The sequence below is a fragment of the Kitasatospora sp. NPDC050463 genome, from assembly GCF_040655255.1.
GTDB lineage: Bacteria > Actinomycetota > Actinomycetes > Streptomycetales > Streptomycetaceae > Kitasatospora.
In genome coordinates this window covers 1-18,039 of the sequence record NZ_JBFAJO010000058.1, presented here as the reverse complement: position 1 = coordinate 18,039, position 18,039 = coordinate 1, and the positions used below count along the sequence as shown (strand labels likewise).

The following is an 18,039-nucleotide window of genomic DNA, read 5'->3' as shown; positions in this document are numbered from 1 at the left end:
CCGGCCGGGACCGGCGCGGGTGGCGCAGCGGAGCGCCGGGCGTCGACGGTCACCCGGCGCCCGGGCGGTCGGGCGGTCGGGCGGTCGGGCGGGCCAACGCCACCGCGAGCACGGCGACGGCGGCGAGCGCCAGCAGCACCGTCCGGCCGCCGGACGCCGCGCCCGCCAGGTGGACGCCCAGGACGGGCAGGGCGGTGCCGAGCGCGGTTCCGAGGCTGCGGGCCATGTTGACCATGCCCCCGCCGACCGCCGAGCACTCCGCCGGGATCGCCCGCATCACCAGCGCGTTGTTGGCGGGCAGCAGCAGGCCCAGCCCGTACCCGGCGACCAGCAGGGGGGCGGCGACCGTCGCGACACCCACCGGCAGCAGGGCGAGGAGCAGCAGCCCGGCACCCGCGACGGCCGCACCGAACCGGCACCGGGTGACGTCCGACCAGGCCCGGGGCAGCAGGCCGCCGCCGACGGTCGCGGCGAGTGCGAAGGCGGCCGGGAGCAGGGTGATCACCAGGCCCGCCCGTAGGACCGGGACACCCGACCCGGTGAGCAGCACCGGCCCGAGCACCAGCGGGCAGAACAACAACAGGTAACCGATCAGCGCGACGGCCAGGCCGGGCCGCACGCCCGGGGTGTTCACCAGGCCCGGTGCCAGGATCGGCCGGGCCGCCCGCCGCTCCCGGCGGACCAGGCCGAGTGTGAGCAGCACCGCGACGAGCAGCAGAGCGACCGCGCCCCAGGCGGGCAGCGGCAGGCCCGAGGCGGTGGAGAGGGCGAGCAGCAGCGCGGTGGTCGCCCCGGTGAGCAGCAGCAGTCCGGCCAGGTCGAAGCGGCCGTCGCCGCCCGCGCGCGGGGTCCATGCCTCGGCGCGGGTCCGGGGGAGCAGGAACCAGCCCGCCAGAATGCCGAACAGGCCGATCGGCACATTGATCCAGAACACCCAGCGCCAGGAGGCGTGTTCGACCAGCAGGCCGCCGAGGCTCGGGCCGAGCGCCAGGCCGAGACCCTGGGCGGCCGCCTGGATGCCCAGCGCCCGCCGCATCGCGTGCCCGGGGACGCCGCGCGCCACCAGGGCGACGCTGTTGGCCTGCATCATCGCGCCACCGACCGCCTGGACGGCCCGGCAGGCCACCAGGGCGGCGAGGCTGTCGGCGAACCCGGCGCCGAGCGAGGCCAGCGCGAAGACGGCGAAACCGCCGAGGTACACGGTCTTGCGGCCGACGAGGTCGGAGAGCCGGCCGACCGGGGCCAGCAGGGCCACCAGCACCAGCAGGTAGGCCAGGGCGACCCATTCGACCGCCGCGAAGTCGGCCCGGAAGTGCTGCCCGAGGGCGGGGAGGACGAGGGCGGTGATGCCCGAGGTCAGCTGCCCGAGGAAGGCTCCGAGGCAGACGGTGCCGACGGCAAGCCAGTGGGCGTGGCGCCACCCGGCGATGCCGCGCGGCCGGGGTCGCTCGGTGAGCAGCCGGGCGGCGAGGGCGGTGGCGTTCATGGGGCGAAATATATCGGATGCAGATATGTTCTCTCTACGAGCTGATCGGAGGACGATCCTTGGCCGGGTACGAGACCCAGCTCGGCCGACGGCCCGGTGCCCGGCGTGCGCCCGTGCAGCCGATGACCGGTGTTCGATCGATGACCCGGTGCTCGAACGGTGAGCGGTGTTCGATCGGTGAGCGGCCCCCGGCCGGGCACCGCCGTCCGGCCGACCGGCGGTGCGCGACCGGGGCGCGACCGGGGCGCGGCGGCGGGCACCCGGTGGGCGGTCGGCCCGGCGGAGCGGCCGCCACCAGGCGCTACGCTGTCCGCCATGCCGTCGTCACCCCCCGTACCCGACCCCGCCGCCGAGCCGGCCGGAGCCCCGACCGACCCCGGGGGCCGGCTCGACTCCGGCGCCCCGGCGGAGCCGCCCGCACCGGCGATCGAACGCGCCCGACGGCTGACCGACGTGGTGACCCGGCTGCGCCGCGCCCTGCGCAGCAGCATCCGCACCGACTACCCGTGGGAGTCCCTGCCGATGGCGCAGGTCGAACTCCTCCAGACACTCGCCGCCGCGCCGCTGCGGGTCGGCGAACTGGCCGCCCGCCAGCGACTCGCCCCGAACACCGTCAGCGGTCTGGTCGGCAAGCTGCTGGAGGCCGGCTTCGTCGACCGCCAGGCCGACCCCGGCGACCGCCGGACCGCCCGGATCGCGCTCACCCCGGCCGGCCTGCGCCAGCTGGACGACTGGCGGCAGGCCCACGAGCGCCGCATCGCCACCGCCCTCGGCACCCTCACCGCCACCGACCGCGAGGCCGTCATGCAGGCGCTGCCCGCCCTCGACCGGCTCGCCCGTGCCCTGGCCTCCCCGGTCCCGGCCGAGCAGCCGGCCGGGACCGGGGAGCAGGTCGCGCCCCGGTAGCTCCGGCCGTTACCCGCGCCGGTTACCTGCGGCTCGGTACCCGCGGCCGGTGCTCCCGCCGGATATTCGAAGGCGGCCGGCCCCGGAAACGACTACCGTCCGGACATGGAAGCCCCCCGTGCCGACACCCCCCACCTGCGGATCGAGCCCTGGACGGACGCCGATCTCGCGCTGCTCCGCCGGGTCAACACCCCGGAGATGAAGAAGCACGTCGGCGGCCCGGAGAGCGAGCGGCAGCTCCTCGCCCGGCACCGCCGCTACCTGGACTTCGTCCCCGCGGGCCTCGGCTGCATGTACCGCATCGTCCTGCTCCCCGGCGGCGAGCCCGTCGGCACCGTCGGCTACGGCACCCGGACGTGGCGGGGCGAGACGGTGCACGAGATGGGCTGGAACGTCCTGCCGCCCCACCAGGGCCGGGGCATCGCCGTCGCCGCCACCAGGGCCGCCGTCGCCGCGGCCCGCGCCGAGGCCCGCCACCGCCACCTGCACGCCTTCCCCGACGTGGCCAACCCCGCCTCCAACGCGGTCTGCCGCAGGGCCGGCTTCACCCTGCTCGGCGAGACCGACTTCGAGTTCCCGCCCGGGCGCCCCATGCGCAGCAACGACTGGCGGGTGGACCTCCGCCCGGACCTCGGGTAGCCGCCGCCGGGGACCGACCGGTCTCAGAACAGCGTGCCGCTCTCCAGTTCCAGCAGCCAGCGCTTGCGGTCCACCCCGGCGGCGAAGCCGGTGAGGGAGCCGCTGACACCGATGACGCGGTGGCAGGGCCGGACGATGAGCAGCGGGTTGGCGCCGACGGCGCCGCCCACCGCGCGGACGGCCTTCGGCGAGGCGCCGGCCAGCTCGCCGAGCCGGCTGTAGGTGACCGTCTCGCCGTAGGGGATGTCGTCCAGGGCTGCCCACACGCTCCGGCGGAACTCGGTGCCGATCGGGGCCAGCGGGAGGTCGAAGGTGGTGCGCTCACCGGCGAAGTAGGCCGTGAGCTGGGCCACGGGCTCGGTGAGGGCGTCCGGGTCGTGGACCCAGTGGTCGGCGGGCTCGGCGAGCGCGTACTTCTGACCGGGCGCGGTGACGGTGGCCAGGGCGGCCGGTCCGCCGTCCTCCGGCAGGAGGCCGCTGAGCAGCAGCCGGCCGAACGGGCTCTCCATGAAGGTGAAGACGGTGGTGCTCATGCGCGGGTGTTCTCCGTTCCAGTGCTGATGTCGGTCGTGGCGCCCGCCCAGAGCCGGTGGACGGCGTAGGAGCGCCAGGGGGCCCAGGCCTCGGCGGCGCGGTCGGCGGCTCTGGGATCGCCGGGGGCGCCGAGCCGGGTGAGGCCGTGGCGGACGCCGACGTCGCTCGGCAGGAAGACGTCCGGGTCGGCGAGGGCCCGCATCCGCAGGTAGCCGACGGTCCAGGGCCCGATGCCGGGGAGAGCGAGCAGCTGCGCCGCCGCCTCCTCCCGGTCGACGCCGCCGTCGAGCCGGACGACACCCTCGGCCAGGGCCGCGCAGAGGCCGGTGAGCGCCCGTCGGCGGGCGGCCGGCATCGCGAAGTCCTCGGGGTCGGCCACCGCCAGGGCGCCGGCGGTCGGGAAGAGCAGCCGCAGCCCGCCGTCCGGCTCCGGCAGCTCCGTGCCGTACTTCTCGGCGAGCCGGCCGGCCAGGGTGCGGGCGGCGCCGACGGTGACCTGCTGGCCGAGGACGGCGCGGACGGCCAGTTCGTGCGGGTCGACGTGGCCGGGCGAGCGCAGGCCGGGGCGGGCGCGGACGAGCGCGCCGAGCACCGGATCGCCGCCGAGCCGGCCGTCCACCGCGTCCGGGTCGGCGTCCAGGTCGAACAGGATCCGCAGCCGCTGGACGGCGGTCGGCAGGTCGCGCAGGTCGGCCAGGAAGAGACGGCAGTCCAGCCAGCCCCGGGTCCTCGGTTCGTCGGCCGCGAGCCCGTCCACCTCGGCGATGCCGTGGCCGTACGGGAGCGCGAGGGTCCGGCGGTAGGTACGGACGCCGGGGCGCGGTCCGGGCACCACCTCCTCCACGCCGGGGACGGCGCGCAGGGCCAGGAAGTCGATCAGGTGGTCGCTGTCCAGCGCGCCCCGGTAGGCCAGGCGCAGGGTGAGGCCGCCGGCCGGGGTCGCGGTGCGCCGACCCGACGCGACCTCGGCGCGCAGCCCGCTGGGCGTGCGGTCGTAGACCTCGCGGACGGTGTCGTTGAACTGCCGGACGGACGCGAACCCGGCCGCGAAGGCGATCTCGGTGACCGGCAGCTCGGTGGTCTGCAACAGCAACCGGGCGGTCTGGGCGCGGCGGGCACGGGCCAGCGCGATCGGCCCGGCGCCGAGTTCGGCGGTGAGCTGGCGCTGGAGCTGGCGGGAGCTGTACCCGAGGCGCTGGGCCAGGCCGGCGACGCCCTCGCGGTCCACGACGCCGTCGCCGATCAGCCGCATCGCGCGGCCGACCAGGTCGGCACGGTGGTTCCACTCGGGCGAGCCGGGCACCGCGTCGGGGCGGCAGCGCCGGCACGCGCGGAAGCCGGCGCCCTGCGCGGCAGCGGCGCTGGGGTAGAAGGTGCAGTTGACGCGCTTGGGGGTCACCGCGGGGCAGCTCGGTCGGCAGTAGATGCCGGTCGAGGTGACGGCTGTGAAGAAGACGCCGTCGAAGCGGGCGTCCCGGCTGTCCACGGCTCGGTACCGGATGTCGTCGTCGATCACGCTGTCCAGTCTGCGGCACCGACGGCCGGTCGACTGGCGGATATCGGACACGGGCGTCGGGGCCCGGCCGGCGCCGTCGCCGGGCCCGGACGTCGCCCGAAAACCACGCGCCTCCTCGACCGGCCGACGGTTACGCTGACCGACGCCCGACCACCGACCCGTCCGTCCCGACAGGAGCAGGAGCCCCCATGAGTGAGCAGCCGTACAGCGGTCCGGACGACCCCCGGGTCACCGCGCTCCCGGTCGGGGAGTTCGCCTTCCCCGGGCCGCTGCGCGACCAGCTGGTCGCCGCCGTGCTGAGCGGCGCCAAGACCAGCACCACCGGTCTGCTCGCCGACTACGAGCACGCGGGCGACCCGCTGCCGCGGGTGGGCGTGCGCTCCGCGGTGATCGACTCGGACGGCCGGGTGGTCGCGGTGACGGAGACGACCGACGTCCGGGTCGTCCCGCTCGCCGGGGTCGACCTCCGGCACGCCCTGGACGAGGGCGAGGGCTACGCGACGGTGGCCGAGTGGCGCTCCGGCCATGAGCGGTTCTGGCACAGCGACCAGATGCGCGCCGCCCTCGGGGACCAGGGCTTCACCGTGGACGACTCCACGCCCGTCGTCCTGGAGCGGTTCCGCCTGGTGGCCGATCTGCGCTGACCCGGCAGACCACCGCACGTCACCCCCACCCGCGCCCGGTCACCCCGCGCCGTCGCCGTCCGCCAGGGTGCGTCGTCGAGCCGCGCCGCCCGGCCCGTCCGCCGTCACGGCTTCACGGTGCCCCGGGCGCGCACCGACTTGGTGATGACCTTCCACTTCTTCAACCGGGCCGAGGCCAGCCGGGCGTCCGAACGGGAGGCGATCCACTCGCTCTCGCGCTGGAGCTTGAGGTAGCTGTCCATCCGCCGTTGCGGGAGCGTGCCGTCGGCCAGCGCGGCCTGCACCGCGCAGCCGGGCTCGGTGTGGTGGCCGCAGTCGTGGAAGCGGCAGCCCTCGGCCAGCTCCTCGATGTCGGAGAAGGCCATCGCCACGCCCTCGCCACCGTAGAGGCCGACCTCGCGCAGGCCGGGCGTGTCGATCAGCACGCCGCCGCCGGGCAGCAGGGTCAGCTCACGGGTGGTCGTGGTGTGGCGGCCCTTCTGGTCGACCGCGCGGGCCTGCTGAACGGCCATCACGTCGGCGCCGGCCAGCACGTTGGTCAGGGTGGACTTGCCGACGCCGGACTGCCCGATCACGGCGGTGGTGCCGGGCGTGCAGGCGCGCAGCACGTCCACCCCCTCGCCGGTCTCGGCGCTGACCACCAGCACCGTGACGCCGGGCGCGATGGATTCGACGTCGGACCGGATGAAGTCGGCGTCGTCCACCAGGTCGGCCTTGGTGAGCACGACCACCGGTTCGGCGCCGGACTCCCAGGCCAGGGCGAGGAAGCGCTCGATCCGGCCGAGGTCGGGCTCGGCGGCGAGCGAGGCGGCGATCAGCACGGTGTCGACGTTGGCCGCCAGCACCTGGCCGTCCGAGCGCTTGCCGGCCACCTTGCGGATGATCGCGGTGGAACGCGGCAGCAGGGCCGCGACGGACGGCATCGGCTCGGCCGCGAGGTCGACGGCCGCCCAGTCGCCGGTGCAGGGGCAGTTGATCATGTCGGCGTCGCCGACCGCCCGGGTGTCGGCCCGGACGGTGCGCACCTCGCCGGTCGCCGGGTCGGCCAGGACGACGTCGCACTGGCCGCGGTCGACCCGGACGATCCGGGCAGGCGTCAGCCCGGCCTCGGCGAGCGGGGCGAAGGACTCCTCGGACTCGGCCGTCCAGCCGTAGCCGGCCAGTGGGAGGTCGAGGGAGTCGAGCGGGTCGGAAGAAGAGAGGGGGAACGACGGAACGGAGGCAGCGTTGAACAACGCGGTGGGCCCTTCGGGAGGAAAGTGATCCCGCCGGGCTACGGCTGCGCGCGAAGAGGCGTCGTCAGCCGGCGGCCGGGAGGGAGAGGTGGTGTATGCGAGCGCTGCCCAGGGCAGCCGTGACGGCAATGACAGCCACGAGGCTCACCTCCTGCTTCTCCATGGGCCGGCAAAGCGGCCCCCGAACCGAACTGCTCACACCGTAGCGGCCTCCCCCGACCCTGCCAACCGGTTTTTCACCCGCGCCGCGCGGCCGACCACCGGTGGCCGGGCGCGGCGTCCCCACCCGGCCCGGACCGCGTCAGCGCTGGTCCCACGGCGGCCGCGGCGGGTGGCCGGGCAGCGTGCGCTCGGGTGGTGGCGCGGTCGGCCGATCGCTGTCCGGCGGTGGCGGGGCCGGCCGGTGGTGCGGGCCGCCCCGGGTGGTGAGCCGGGCCCGGAGGTTGTCGGCGGCGAGCACGTCGGCCCAGCGCTCGGGGTACTCGGAGGGCGCGTCGGCGTCCTCGCCCTCCTCCGCGTACTCCTCCTCGGCGCCCTCGGCGAGGCCGAGTTCGCGCGCCCGCCGGGCCCGCTCGACGGCGCGCCGGGCGGCCACCTCGCGGACCACCGCGGCGGCGGCCTCCTCCTGCGCTCGCTCGTTCTCGGCGCGGGCGTCGGCGGTCTCCAGGGTGGGCCAGCGGCGGTCTATCGCGGCGTTCATCGCGGCGCCGATCAGTACCGCGAGCGCGACCACGAAGATCCAGAGCAGCACGGCCACCGGCGCGGCCAGCGAGCCGTACACCGAAGGGCCCTCGACCGAGCTGACCAGGTAGAGGCGCAGGGCCACGCTGCAGACGACCAGCACCACCAACGCGACCAGCGCGCCCGGGATGTCCTCCCGCCAGGGCGTGGAGACGGGCACGGCGAGGTGGTACAGGGTGGTCAGGAAGACGATCAGCAGCAGGATCGCCACCGGCCAGTAGGCGGCGTTGACCAGCGTCGCGAGGTCCGGCACGGCGTTCTGCACCAGCCCGGGCCCGGCCATCAGCAGCGGCAGCACCAGCGAACCGATCACCAGGGCGCCGAGGTAGAGGCCGAGCGACATCAGCCTGGTCTTGACGATGCCGCGCTTGCCGTCGAGCCCGTACATCACCGTGATGGTGTCGATGAAGATGTAGAGCGCCCGTGAGCCGGACCAGAGCGAGAGCAGGAAGCCGATCGAGATCAGGTCGGGCCGGGTGTGGTCGAACACGTCGTTCAGCAGCGGCACGACGACCTGTTTGATCGACGAGTCCGAGAGCACCGTCCCGGCTGCCGAGACGATGTCCGACTTCAGCTTGTCGATCGTGCCGGCGCCGAGGAACTCGTCCAGGTACCCGAGGGTGCCGGCCAGGCAGAGCAGCAGCGGCGGAATGGACAGCAGGGTGAAGAACGCCGCCTCCGCCGCGAGGCCGGTGACCCGGTACTCGACGCAGGTGTTGGTGGTGTCCTTGACCAGCGCCCAGGCCGTACTGCGCCAGGTGACCTGCTTGGCCGCCCGCCGGGAGCCCTTGCCCCGACGACGGGAGGGCCGCTCCGGGTTGGGTCTCGTCGTTTCGCCTGCTGCTTGCACAGGCCTAACGGTATCGGGCCGGGGCAGGTCCGTTGATCTCCCGTGTCGCTGACCGGTCGACAGCGGTCCGATCCGGGGAGCGGCGGGAACGTCACGGCATCTCGGAATGCGAAACCTTTGCGTCCACAATACGGACGTTAGTGGACCTCGCGTCGTGCGCCGTGCGAATCTCTTGCCATGCCTAGCGCCGGAACCACCCTAGTAGGTCGACTCCACGTCGATCTCCTTCGCGTGTCCAGCGCCATCTGTCCGGTGATCTGAGCCCCACCCCGCCGCCACCCACCGCACCCGGCGCCACCACCTCGCCATCCCCGCCGAAGAGGATGCGCAGGCGCCCGCCCGGCCACGGTCACTGCTCTCCCGGCCTTGAGAAACCCGCAGGTCACAGCAGTAGCACCGGGCCGAGCACGCCCAGCGACCCACCCGGCGTCAGAGCCACCTGCCCCGAAGGACTTCACCATGGCCACCACCCCCGAGACCGCCGAGCCGACGGCCGACCGCGCCGAGGCGCGCCGCCCCGCCGCGCCTCGCAAGGTGACCCGCCACCGCGGTGAGGGCCAGTGGGGCATGGGCCACTTCACTCCTCTGAACGCCAACGAGCAGTTCAAGAAGGACGACGACGGTCTCAATGTGCGGACACGTATTGAGACGATCTATTCGAAGCGCGGCTTCGACTCGATCGACCCGGCCGACCTGCGCGGCCGGATGCGCTGGTGGGGTCTCTACACCCAGCGCAAGGAGGGCATCGACGGCGGCAAGACCGCGATCCTGGACCCGCACGAGCTGGACGCCGAGTTCTTCATGCTCCGCGTCCGCATCGACGGCGGCCGGCTGACCGTCGCCCAGCTCAAGGCGATCGCCGAGGTCTCCGAGCTGTACGGCCGGGGCACCGCCGACCTGACCGACCGGCAGAACGTCCAGTACCACTGGATCCGGATCGAGGACGTCCCCGCGATCTGGCAGAAGCTGGAGGCCGTCGGCCTGTCCACCACCGAGGCCTGCGGCGACACCCCGCGCGTCATCCTCGGCTCCCCGGTGGCCGGCATCGCCGAGGACGAGATCATCGACGGCACCCCCGCCATCGACGAGATCCAGCGCCGCTTCATCGGCAACAAGGACTTCTCCAACCTGCCGCGCAAGTTCAAGTCCGCCGTCTCCGGCTCCCCGCTGCTGGACGTCGCGCACGAGATCAACGACATCGCCTTCGTCGGCGTCGAACACCCCGAGCACGGCCCCGGCTTCGACCTCTGGGTCGGCGGCGGCCTCTCCACCAACCCCAAGCTCGGCGTCCGCCTGGGCGCGTGGGTCCCGCTGGACGAGGTCGCGGACGTCTACGGCGGTGTCATCGGCATCTTCCGCGACTACGGCTACCGCCGGCTGCGCAACCGCGCCCGGCTGAAGTTCCTGGTCGCCGACTGGGGCGTGGAGAAGTTCCGCCAGGTGCTGGAGGACGAGTACCTCAAGTACCAGCTGGTCGACGGGCCCGCGCCGAAGGAGCCCAGCGGCCGCTGGCGCGACCACGTCGGAGTGCACCGGCAGAAGGACGGAAACTACTACGTCGGCTTCGCGCCGCGGGTCGGCCGGGTGAACGGCGCCCTGCTCGGGCAGATCGCCGACCTCGCCGCCGCCCACGGCAGCGACCGGCTGCGCACCACCGCCGAGCAGAAGATGCTCGTCCTCGACATCGCCGAGGACCGGGTCGAGTCGCTGGTGGCCGGCCTGGAGGCGCTGGACCTGCGCGTCACCCCCTCGCCCTTCCGCCGCGGCACCATGGCCTGCACCGGCATCGAGTACTGCAAGCTCGCCATCGTCGAGACCAAGGAGCGCGGCCGCACGCTCATCGACGAGCTGGAGAAGCGCCTGCCGGACTTCGAGGAGCCGCTGACCATCAACATCAACGGCTGCCCGAACGCCTGCGCCCGCATCCAGGTCGCCGACATCGGTCTCAAGGGCCAGCTGGTGACCGACGAGAACGGCGAGCAGGTCGAGGGCTACCAGGTGCACCTGGGCGGCGCGCTCGGGCTGGAGGCCGGCTTCGGCCGCAAGGTCCGCGGCCTCAAGGTCACCAAGGACGGCCTGCCGGACTACGTCGAGCGCGTCCTGACCCGCTACCAGGCCGACCGCGCCGAGGGCGAGCGCTTCGCCCAGTGGGCCGCCCGGGCCGGCGAGGAGCAGCTGTCGTGAGCGAGCGAGCGGCACCCTTCTTCTGCCCCTACTGCGGCGACGAGGACCTGCGCCCCTCCGAGGCCGGGCACGGTGCCTGGGAGTGCCACGGCTGCCGCCGGGCCTTCCAGTTGAAGTTCCTCGGCCTGCTGTCGACGGCCAACGGAAGTACGGCGACTCACGGGGGTACGTCACATGACCGGCACGACGGCTGACTACGAGGCGATCGCGACCGCCGCCGGCCGCGAGCTGGAGGAGGCGACCCCGCAGGAGATCCTGACCTGGGCCGCCGACACCTTCGGCCGGCGGTTCTGCGTCACCTCCTCGATGGAGGACGCGGTCGTCGCCCACCTCGCGTCCTCGGTCCTCCCCGGCGTGGACGTGGTGTTCCTGGACACCGGCTACCACTTCCCGGAGACCATCGGCACCCGGGACGCGGTGGCCGCGGTGATGCCGGTCAACGTCATCACCCTCAAGCCGCTGCAGACGGTGGCCGAGCAGGACGCCCAGTACGGGCCCGAGCTGCACGACCGCGACCCGGACCTCTGCTGCTCGCTGCGGAAGGTCGAGCCGCTGAACCGCGGGCTCGCCGGCTACGACGCCTGGGCCACCGGGCTGCGCCGCGACGAGTCGCCCACCCGGGCCGGCACCCCGGTGGTCGCCTGGGACGCCAAGCGCCGCAAGGTCAAGATCGCCCCGATCGCCCGCTGGACGCAGGAGGACGTGGACTCCTACGTCAACGCCAACGGCGTCCTGCTCAACCCGCTGCTGTGGGAGGGCTACACCTCGGTCGGCTGCTCGCCGCTGTCGTGCACCCGCAAGCCGGAGGAGGGCGAGGACGCCCGGGCCGGCCGCTGGTCCGGCTCCGGCAAGACCGAGTGCGGCATCCACCTCTGACCCGCCCTCACGTCTGACCTGCCGTCACCACCGATCCACCGTCACTACCCGTCTGGAGACCTCACCGTGAGCACAGCCACCACCCTGGCCGCCGACGGAGCCGCAGAGGCGGCCCCCGCGGCCGGCCCCTGCGAGCGCGGCGCCACCGTGTGGCTGACCGGACTCCCGAGCGCCGGCAAGACCACGCTCGCCTTCGCCCTGGCCGAGCGGCTGCGCGCCGAGGGCCACCGGGTCGAGGTCCTGGACGGCGACGAGATCCGCGAGTTCCTCTCCAAGGGCCTCGGCTTCACCCGCGAGGACCGGCACACCAACGTCACCAGGATCGGCTTCGTCGCCGAGAAGCTCGCCGCCAACGGCGTCAAGGTGCTCGCCCCGGTGATCGCCCCGTACGAGGACTCCCGCGCGGCGGTCCGCGAGCGACACGCCGCCCGTGGCACCGAATTCCTGGAGATCCACGTCGCCACCCCCGTCGAGCTCTGCGCAGAGCGTGACGTCAAGGGGCTGTACGCCAAGCAGGCGGCCGGTGAGATCTCCGGCCTGACCGGCGTCGACGACCCGTACGAGGCCCCCGCGGACCCGGAGCTGCGGCTGCAGACCCAGGGCCGCGAGGTGGCCGAGAGCGCCGCCGAACTCCACGCCTTCCTGACCGAGAGGGGTCTCGCGTGACCACCGCGACCGACGACCTGGTCCACACCGACGACCCCGACAACTCCGGGGGGCCCTTCGCGCTGTCCCACCTGGACGCGTTGGAGGCCGAGTCGGTGCACATCTTCCGCGAGGTCGCGGGGGAGTTCGAGCGCCCGGTGATCCTGTTCTCCGGCGGCAAGGACTCCATCGTCATGCTGCACCTGGCGCTCAAGGCCTTCTGGCCGGCCGCCGTCCCGTTCTCGCTGCTGCACGTCGACACCGGCCACAACTTCCCCGAGGTCATCGAGTACCGCGACCGGGTGGCCGCGAAGCACAACCTTCGCCTGCACGTCGCCCACGTCCAGGACTTCATCGACGACGGCCGGCTGCGCGAGCGCCCCGACGGCACCCGCAACCCGCTGCAGACCGTCCCGCTGCTGGACGCCATCGAGGGCAACCGCTTCGACGCCGTCTTCGGGGGCGGCCGCCGCGACGAGGAGAAGGCGCGCGCCAAGGAGCGCGTCTTCTCGCTGCGCGACGAGTTCGGCGCCTGGGACCCTCGCCGCCAGCGCCCCGAGCTCTGGTCGCTGTACAACGGCCGGCACGCGGTCGGCGAGCACGTGCGCGTCTTCCCGCTCTCCAACTGGACCGAGCTGGACGTCTGGCAGTACATCGAGCGCGAGGGCATCGAGCTCCCCGAGATCTACTACGCGCACGAGCGCGACGTCTTCTCCCGCAGCGGCATGTGGCTGACCGCCGGTGAGTGGGGCGGCCCCAAGGAGCACGAGCCGGTCGAGCGGCGCCTGATCCGCTACCGCACGGTCGGCGACATGTCCTGCACCGGCGCCGTCGACTCCGACGCCACCGACATCCGCGCCGTCATCGCCGAGATCGCCGCCAGCCGCCTCACCGAACGCGGCGCCACCCGGGCCGACGACAAGCTCTCCGAGGCCGCGATGGAAGACCGCAAGCGCGAGGGATACTTCTAATGAGCACCACCACCGAGAACAGCGCCACCTCCCTGCTGCGCTTCGCCACCGCCGGCTCCGTCGACGACGGCAAGTCCACCCTGGTCGGCCGCCTGCTGCACGACTCCAAGTCGGTGCTCGCCGACCAGTTGGAGGCCGTCGAGCGCGCCTCCCTGAGCCGCGGCCAGGAAGCGCCCGACCTCGCGCTGCTCACCGACGGCCTGCGGGCCGAGCGCGAGCAGGGCATCACCATCGACGTCGCGTACCGCTACTTCGCCACGCCCCGCCGGCGGTTCATCCTCGCCGACACCCCCGGGCACGTGCAGTACACCCGCAACATGGTGACCGGCGCCTCCACCGCCGAACTCGCCGTCGTGCTGGTCGACGCCCGCAACGGCGTCGTCGAGCAGACCCGCCGGCACGCCGCCGTCGCCGCGCTGCTGCGCGTGCCGCACGTCGTGCTGGCCGTCAACAAGATGGACCTGGTCGAGTACGCGGAGCCCGTCTTCGCCGCCATCGCCGAGGAGTTCACCGCCTACGCGGCCTCGCTGGGCGTCAAGGACGTGGTCGCCGTCCCGATCTCCGCGCTCGCCGGCGACAACGTGGTCGAGCCGTCCGCCCACATGGACTGGTACGGCGGCCCGACCCTGCTGGAGCACCTGGAGACCGTCCCCGTCGGGACCGACCCGAGCCTCCAGCCGGCCCGCTTCCCGGTCCAGTACGTGATCCGCCCGCAGAGCGACGAGCACCCCGACTACCGCGGCTACGCGGGGCAGTTGGCCTCCGGCGTGCTGCGGGTCGGCGACCGGGTGACCGTGCTGCCCTCCGGCCACACCACCACCGTCGCCGGAATCGACGCACTCGGCAGGGAGACGGACCTCGCGTGGGCCCCCCAGTCGGTCACCGTCCGTCTCGCCGACGACATCGACATCTCCCGCGGCGACCTGATCGCGGCCGGACCGGCCCCGGTGCCCACCAAGGACATCGAGGCCACGGTCAGCCACCTCAACGAGCGCCCGCTGCGCGCCGGCGACAAGGTGCTGCTCAAGCACACCACCCGCACCGTGCGCGCGCTGGTCAAGGAGATCTCCTACCGGATCGACATCGACACCCTCGAACAGCGCTCCGGCGCCGAGGGGTTGAGCGTCAACGACCTCGGCCACGTGGTGCTGCGCACCGCCGAGCCGCTGGCGCTCGACGGCTACGGCGAGAACCGCCGGACCGGCTCGTTCCTGCTGATCGACCCGGCCGACGGCACCACCCTCACCGCCGGCATGGCGGGCGAGGCCTTCGACACCGTACGCACCGACACACCCGACGCACCCGAAGAGGAGGACTGGGTCTGATGCCCAGCGAGGCGTTCTCGGGCATGGACAAGGAAGGCGGCCGCATCGGCAGCGGCGTCCTCGGCAGCGGCCAGGGCGGCCTGACCCGATGTGTGGGCCGACAGGGCTGACCAGAGCCCTGTCACCGGGCCGCCGCTGTCCCGCCCCACAGCTGGTGCAGCGCACCGACCCGGCTTGCCCGGCATCCCCCGATGCCGCGAGCCCGACCCGACCTTCCCGCCCGGGACCGCCCACTGGCGGTCCGTCCGTGAACAGGACTTCGCCCATGGCACCGAACCAGGCACTTCCGCACTCCGCCGACACGCATAGCCCCGCACGCCCCGCCGCCGGCCGGATCAGACGCTCCGCCGTGGCCGCCGTCTCCGGCCTCACCGCCGTGGCACTGCTCTCCGCCTGCGGCTACGGCTCGAAGAGCGAGGACACCAAGCCCGACACCGCGGCGGCCGCGGCCGGTTCCGCCTCCGGGGTGAAGCTCTCCGCCGACACGGTCAAGATCGGCTACTTCGCCAACCTGACCCACGGCACCCCGCTGGTCGGGCTCCAGGAGGGCCTCTTCCAGAAGGAGCTGGGCGCCACCCAGATCAGGACCCAGGTCTTCAACGCGGGCCCGGCCGAGATCGAGGCGCTGAACGCCGGCTCCATCGACATCGGCTGGATCGGCCCCTCCCCCGCGATCAACGGCTACACCCAGTCCAACGGCGAGTCGCTCAAGATCATCAGCGGCTCGGCCTCCGGCGGCGTCAAGTTGGTGGTCAACCCCGAGAAGGTCCAGAGCCTGGACGACCTCAGGAGCAAGAAGATCGCCACCCCCCAGCGCGGCAACACCCAGGACGTGGCGCTGCTCAACTACCTGGCGGGCAAGGGCCTGAAGGTCAACCCCGACACCGGCGCCGGGGACGTCTCCGTCGTGCGGACCGACAACAAGGTCACCCCGGACGCGTACAGCTCCGGCTCGATCGACGGCGCCTGGGTACCGGAGCCGACCGCCTCCAAGCTGGTCACCCTCGGCGCGAAGGTCCTGCTCAACGAGAAGGACGTCTGGCCGGACAAGAAGTTCGTGATCACCAACATCATCGTCTCGCAGAAGTTCCTCAAGGAGCACGCCGACGTGGTGGAGGCCGTACTGCGCGCCTCGGTGAACACCAACGCCTTCATCAAGGCCAACCCGGACAAGGCCAAGGCCGACGCCAACGAGGCCATCAAGAAGGAGGCCGGCAACGCGCTGCCGCCGGAGATCCTCGACCCGGCCTGGGCCGACATCGACTTCCTGGACGACCCGCTGGCCAACACCCTGCAGGCCGAGGCCGACCACGCCGTCACCGCCGGTCTGCTCAAGAAGCCGAACCTGGCCGGGATCTACGACCTGACGCCGCTCAACAAGGTGCTCAAGGAGAAGAACCAGAGCCCGGTGGCGGACGCCGGGCTCGGCACCAAGTAACCACGGCGGCACCGCGCCGGCCGCCGTACCCCGCCGCGCCGCCGCGAGCCCCGCCGCACCCAAGCCCCGCGGTCCGGCTCCCCGCCCTCCCGGTCGATGCCCGGTCGATGCCCGATCGACGCCCCGAGCACACGGGACGGGCGGGGCCGGACCCCGGCCCCGAACCTTCACCACCCCGCCCTCCTCGCCCGTCCACCGGCAGGAGGGGCCATGACCGCCCCCGGCCCCGGCTGGGAGGTGCACCCAGATGCAGGAGGTGCCCGGATGACCCCGGCACTGACCACCTCGGACGACGCCACCGGCGTCGACACCCGCGGCGGCTCGCCCGCCGTCCGGATCTCGCACGTGCACAAGTCCTTCGGCCGCCCGGGCGCCCAGACGCACGTCCTGGACGACATCACCCTCGATGTCGCGCCCGGCGAGTTCGTCACGCTGCTCGGCGCCTCGGGCTGCGGCAAGTCCACCCTGCTCAACCTGGTCGCCGGTCTCGACAAGCCCACCGCGGGGTCGATCGAGGTGGCCGGCGGTCGCCCCGCGCTGATGTTCCAGGAGCACGCGCTGTTCCCCTGGCTCACCGCCGGCAGGAACATCGAACTCGCGCTCAAGCTCGCCGGCGTGCCCCGCCCCGAGCGCAGGCCCGAGGCCGAGCGGCTGCTCGAACTCGTCCGCCTGGGCGGCTCCTACGGCAAGCGCGTGCACGAGCTCTCCGGCGGCATGCGCCAGCGCGTCGCGCTCGCCCGCGCACTCGCCCAGGGCGCCTCGGTGCTGCTGATGGACGAGCCGTTCGCCGCGCTCGACGCCATCACCCGGGACGTGCTGCACAACGAGATCACCCGGATCTGGGCCGAGCGACAGCTCTCCGTCCTGTTCGTCACGCACAACGTGCGGGAGGCCGTCCGGCTCGCCCAGCGCGTGGTGCTGCTCTCCTCCCGCCCCGGCCGGGTCGCCCGTGAGTGGCGGATCGACCTGCCGCAGCCGCGCCGGATCGAGTCCTCCGGCGTCGCCGACCTGTCCATCGAGATCACCGAAGAACTTCGTGGGGAGATCCGCCGCCATGGCCAGCACTGACAGCACCACCACCCTGGCCAAGGAGCGGCCGGAGGACATCGCCGACGTCGGGGCCGGACTGGACGCGCTGGACGCCGTCCAGGTTCGGCGCGTGCCGCTCGGCGAGATCCTGCGGACGAAGGCCCTGCCCCCGCTGCTGGGGCTGCTGCTCGTGCTGGCGGTCTGGCAGGGCGCCTACAGCCTCGAACTGACCTCCTCGTACAAGCTGCCCAGCCCGGCCGACGTCTGGGACTCGCTGGTCGAGCTCTGGGAGGCCGGGACGCTCTTCAGCATCATCTGGACGAGCGTCTGGCGCGGCATATCGGGCTTCCTGATCGCGGTCGTGATCGGCACGCCGATCGGCCTGCTGGTCGCCCGGGTCAAGCCGGTCCGGGCCGCCCTCGGGCCGGTGCTCTCCGGCCTGCAGTCGCTGCCCTCGGTCGCCTGGGTGCCGGCCGCCGTCATCTGGCTCGGCATCAACGACTCGATGATGTACACCGTCATCCTGCTCGGCGCCGTCCCGTCCATCGCCAACGGCCTGGTGGCCGGCATCGACCAGGTGCCGCCGCTGTTCCTCCGGGCCGGCCGCACCCTGGGCGCCACCGGCCTGTCGAACGCCCGCCACATCCTGCTGCCGGCCGCCCTCCCCGGCTACCTGGCCGGCCTCAAGCAGGGCTGGGCGTTCTCCTGGCGCTCGCTGATGGCCGCCGAACTCGTCGCCTCCTCCCCCGATCTGGGCCTGGGCCTGGGCCGGTTTCTGGAGAACCAGCGGGAGTCGGCCAGCATGTCCGGCGTCCTCCTCGGCATCATCCTCATCCTGTTCGTCGGCATCGCCATCGACCTCCTGCTCTTCGCTCCGCTGGAGCGCCGGGTGCTGCGCAACCGCGGCCTGCTGGCCGGCTCCCGCTACTGAACTTGATTGCGTGATGTCGGCTGTTGCTGAGCTCAGCCGTCCATGATCAGTCCGGTCTCGGTGAGGCAGGCGTCGATCAGATGGGCTCG

The 18,039-nt window shown here is 73.2% G+C and carries 18 protein-coding genes; 13 read left to right on the top strand and 5 right to left on the bottom strand.

The genetic code is table 11. From position 1 onward, the window contains the following. Positions 1–49: 49 nt before the first annotated feature. Positions 50–1,486 (bottom strand): MFS transporter, encoded by a 1,437-nt coding sequence (locus AB0J08_RS29785; protein WP_360640944.1) that lies wholly within the window; start codon positions 1,484–1,486, stop codon positions 50–52. Positions 1,487–1,801: 315 nt separating this feature from the next. Between AB0J08_RS29785 and AB0J08_RS29780 the strand changes: the two genes are divergently transcribed. After that, complete coding sequence (locus tag AB0J08_RS29780) at positions 1,802–2,392, top strand: MarR family winged helix-turn-helix transcriptional regulator (protein WP_360640943.1); 591 nt, start codon at positions 1,802–1,804, stop codon at positions 2,390–2,392. A 105-nt stretch (positions 2,393–2,497) separates the two neighbouring features. After that, entirely contained in the window at positions 2,498–3,031 is a 534-nt protein-coding gene (locus AB0J08_RS29775; RefSeq protein WP_360640941.1) for a GNAT family N-acetyltransferase, read from the top strand. 23 nt (positions 3,032–3,054) lie between these two features. Here the strand turns inward: AB0J08_RS29775 and AB0J08_RS29770 are convergent, their stop codons facing one another. Then, a complete protein-coding gene (locus tag AB0J08_RS29770) occupies positions 3,055–3,564 on the bottom strand; it encodes a methylated-DNA--[protein]-cysteine S-methyltransferase (protein WP_360640939.1) in 510 nt (169 codons plus the stop codon). Then, positions 3,561–5,081, bottom strand: coding sequence for an AlkA N-terminal domain-containing protein (locus AB0J08_RS29765; protein WP_360640937.1), 1,521 nt, complete (start codon positions 5,079–5,081; stop codon positions 3,561–3,563). The genes AB0J08_RS29770 and AB0J08_RS29765 overlap by 4 nt, the downstream gene beginning before the upstream one ends. A 188-nt stretch (positions 5,082–5,269) precedes the next feature. Here AB0J08_RS29765 and AB0J08_RS29760 point away from each other — a divergent pair, with 188 nt between their 5' ends. Then, positions 5,270–5,725: an ASCH domain-containing protein gene (locus tag AB0J08_RS29760; RefSeq protein ID WP_360640935.1), complete on the top strand. Its 456-nt coding sequence runs from the start codon at positions 5,270–5,272 to the stop codon at positions 5,723–5,725. Between the two features lie 104 nt (positions 5,726–5,829). Here the strand turns inward: AB0J08_RS29760 and rsgA are convergent, their stop codons facing one another. Together rsgA and AB0J08_RS29750 are read right to left on the bottom strand one after the other, a co-directional pair. Next, positions 5,830–6,888: a ribosome small subunit-dependent GTPase A gene (gene rsgA, locus AB0J08_RS29755; RefSeq protein ID WP_360640980.1), complete on the bottom strand. Its 1,059-nt coding sequence runs from the start codon at positions 6,886–6,888 to the stop codon at positions 5,830–5,832. Positions 6,889–7,261: 373 nt separating this feature from the next. Further along, on the bottom strand, positions 7,262–8,551 hold the full coding sequence (locus AB0J08_RS29750; protein ID WP_360640933.1) for a YihY/virulence factor BrkB family protein: 1,290 nt from the start codon (positions 8,549–8,551) through the stop codon (positions 7,262–7,264). A 177-nt stretch (positions 8,552–8,728) separates the two neighbouring features. On the opposite strand from AB0J08_RS29750, the gene AB0J08_RS29745 reads away from it, so the two are divergent. The 10 genes from AB0J08_RS29745 (at position 8,729) to AB0J08_RS29700 (ending at position 17,950) form a co-directional block, all read left to right on the top strand. After that, positions 8,729–8,812, top strand: coding sequence for a putative leader peptide (locus tag AB0J08_RS29745; RefSeq protein WP_329492070.1), 84 nt, complete (start codon positions 8,729–8,731; stop codon positions 8,810–8,812). A 198-nt stretch (positions 8,813–9,010) separates the two neighbouring features. Further along, positions 9,011–10,735, top strand: coding sequence for a nitrite/sulfite reductase (locus AB0J08_RS29740; protein ID WP_360640931.1), 1,725 nt, complete (start codon positions 9,011–9,013; stop codon positions 10,733–10,735). Continuing rightward, positions 10,732–10,929, top strand: a complete 198-nt coding sequence (locus tag AB0J08_RS29735; protein ID WP_360640929.1) for a hypothetical protein — start codon at positions 10,732–10,734, stop codon at positions 10,927–10,929. Before AB0J08_RS29740 ends, AB0J08_RS29735 begins: the two co-directional genes overlap by 4 nt. Next, positions 10,910–11,611: a phosphoadenylyl-sulfate reductase gene (locus AB0J08_RS29730; protein WP_360640927.1), complete on the top strand. Its 702-nt coding sequence runs from the start codon at positions 10,910–10,912 to the stop codon at positions 11,609–11,611. The genes AB0J08_RS29735 and AB0J08_RS29730 overlap by 20 nt, the downstream gene beginning before the upstream one ends. Before the next feature lie 84 nt (positions 11,612–11,695). Further along, the gene (gene cysC / locus AB0J08_RS29725) at positions 11,696–12,277 is read left to right on the top strand and encodes an adenylyl-sulfate kinase (protein WP_360640979.1); all 582 of its coding nucleotides are present in this window, start codon (positions 11,696–11,698) and stop codon (positions 12,275–12,277) included. A gap of 17 nt (positions 12,278–12,294) precedes the next feature. Further along, a complete protein-coding gene (gene cysD / locus AB0J08_RS29720; RefSeq protein WP_360640978.1) occupies positions 12,295–13,227 on the top strand; it encodes a sulfate adenylyltransferase subunit CysD in 933 nt (310 codons plus the stop codon). Continuing rightward, positions 13,227–14,552 carry a GTP-binding protein gene (locus AB0J08_RS29715; RefSeq protein WP_360640925.1) on the top strand — a complete coding sequence of 442 codons (1,326 nt, stop codon included), beginning with the start codon at positions 13,227–13,229 and terminating at the stop codon, positions 14,550–14,552. The genes cysD and AB0J08_RS29715 overlap by 1 nt, the downstream gene beginning before the upstream one ends. 265 nt (positions 14,553–14,817) lie before the next feature. Continuing rightward, positions 14,818–15,990, top strand: a complete 1,173-nt coding sequence (locus AB0J08_RS29710; protein ID WP_360640923.1) for an aliphatic sulfonate ABC transporter substrate-binding protein — start codon at positions 14,818–14,820, stop codon at positions 15,988–15,990. A 264-nt stretch (positions 15,991–16,254) separates the two neighbouring features. Beyond that, the gene (locus AB0J08_RS29705) at positions 16,255–17,058 is read left to right on the top strand and encodes an ABC transporter ATP-binding protein (RefSeq protein ID WP_360640921.1); all 804 of its coding nucleotides are present in this window, start codon (positions 16,255–16,257) and stop codon (positions 17,056–17,058) included. Further along, positions 17,045–17,950: an ABC transporter permease gene (locus tag AB0J08_RS29700; protein ID WP_360640919.1), complete on the top strand. Its 906-nt coding sequence runs from the start codon at positions 17,045–17,047 to the stop codon at positions 17,948–17,950. The genes AB0J08_RS29705 and AB0J08_RS29700 overlap by 14 nt, the downstream gene beginning before the upstream one ends. Positions 17,951–18,039 lie beyond the last annotated feature (89 nt).

Coding starts and splice junctions, on each gene's coding strand:
- AB0J08_RS29785 (WP_360640944.1), bottom strand. CDS start 1,486: ATGAACGCCACCGCCCTCGCCGCCCGGCTGCTCACCGAGCGACCCCGG.
- AB0J08_RS29780 (WP_360640943.1), top strand. CDS start 1,802: ATGCCGTCGTCACCCCCCGTACCCGACCCCGCCGCCGAGCCGGCCGGA.
- AB0J08_RS29775 (WP_360640941.1), top strand. CDS start 2,498: ATGGAAGCCCCCCGTGCCGACACCCCCCACCTGCGGATCGAGCCCTGG.
- AB0J08_RS29770 (WP_360640939.1), bottom strand. CDS start 3,564: ATGAGCACCACCGTCTTCACCTTCATGGAGAGCCCGTTCGGCCGGCTG.
- AB0J08_RS29760 (WP_360640935.1), top strand. CDS start 5,270: ATGAGTGAGCAGCCGTACAGCGGTCCGGACGACCCCCGGGTCACCGCG.
- AB0J08_RS29745 (WP_329492070.1), top strand. CDS start 8,729: ATGCCTAGCGCCGGAACCACCCTAGTAGGTCGACTCCACGTCGATCTC.
- AB0J08_RS29740 (WP_360640931.1), top strand. CDS start 9,011: ATGGCCACCACCCCCGAGACCGCCGAGCCGACGGCCGACCGCGCCGAG.
- AB0J08_RS29730 (WP_360640927.1), top strand. CDS start 10,910: ATGACCGGCACGACGGCTGACTACGAGGCGATCGCGACCGCCGCCGGC.
- AB0J08_RS29715 (WP_360640925.1), top strand. CDS start 13,227: ATGAGCACCACCACCGAGAACAGCGCCACCTCCCTGCTGCGCTTCGCC.
- AB0J08_RS29710 (WP_360640923.1), top strand. CDS start 14,818: ATGGCACCGAACCAGGCACTTCCGCACTCCGCCGACACGCATAGCCCC.
- AB0J08_RS29705 (WP_360640921.1), top strand. CDS start 16,255: ATGACCCCGGCACTGACCACCTCGGACGACGCCACCGGCGTCGACACC.
- AB0J08_RS29700 (WP_360640919.1), top strand. CDS start 17,045: ATGGCCAGCACTGACAGCACCACCACCCTGGCCAAGGAGCGGCCGGAG.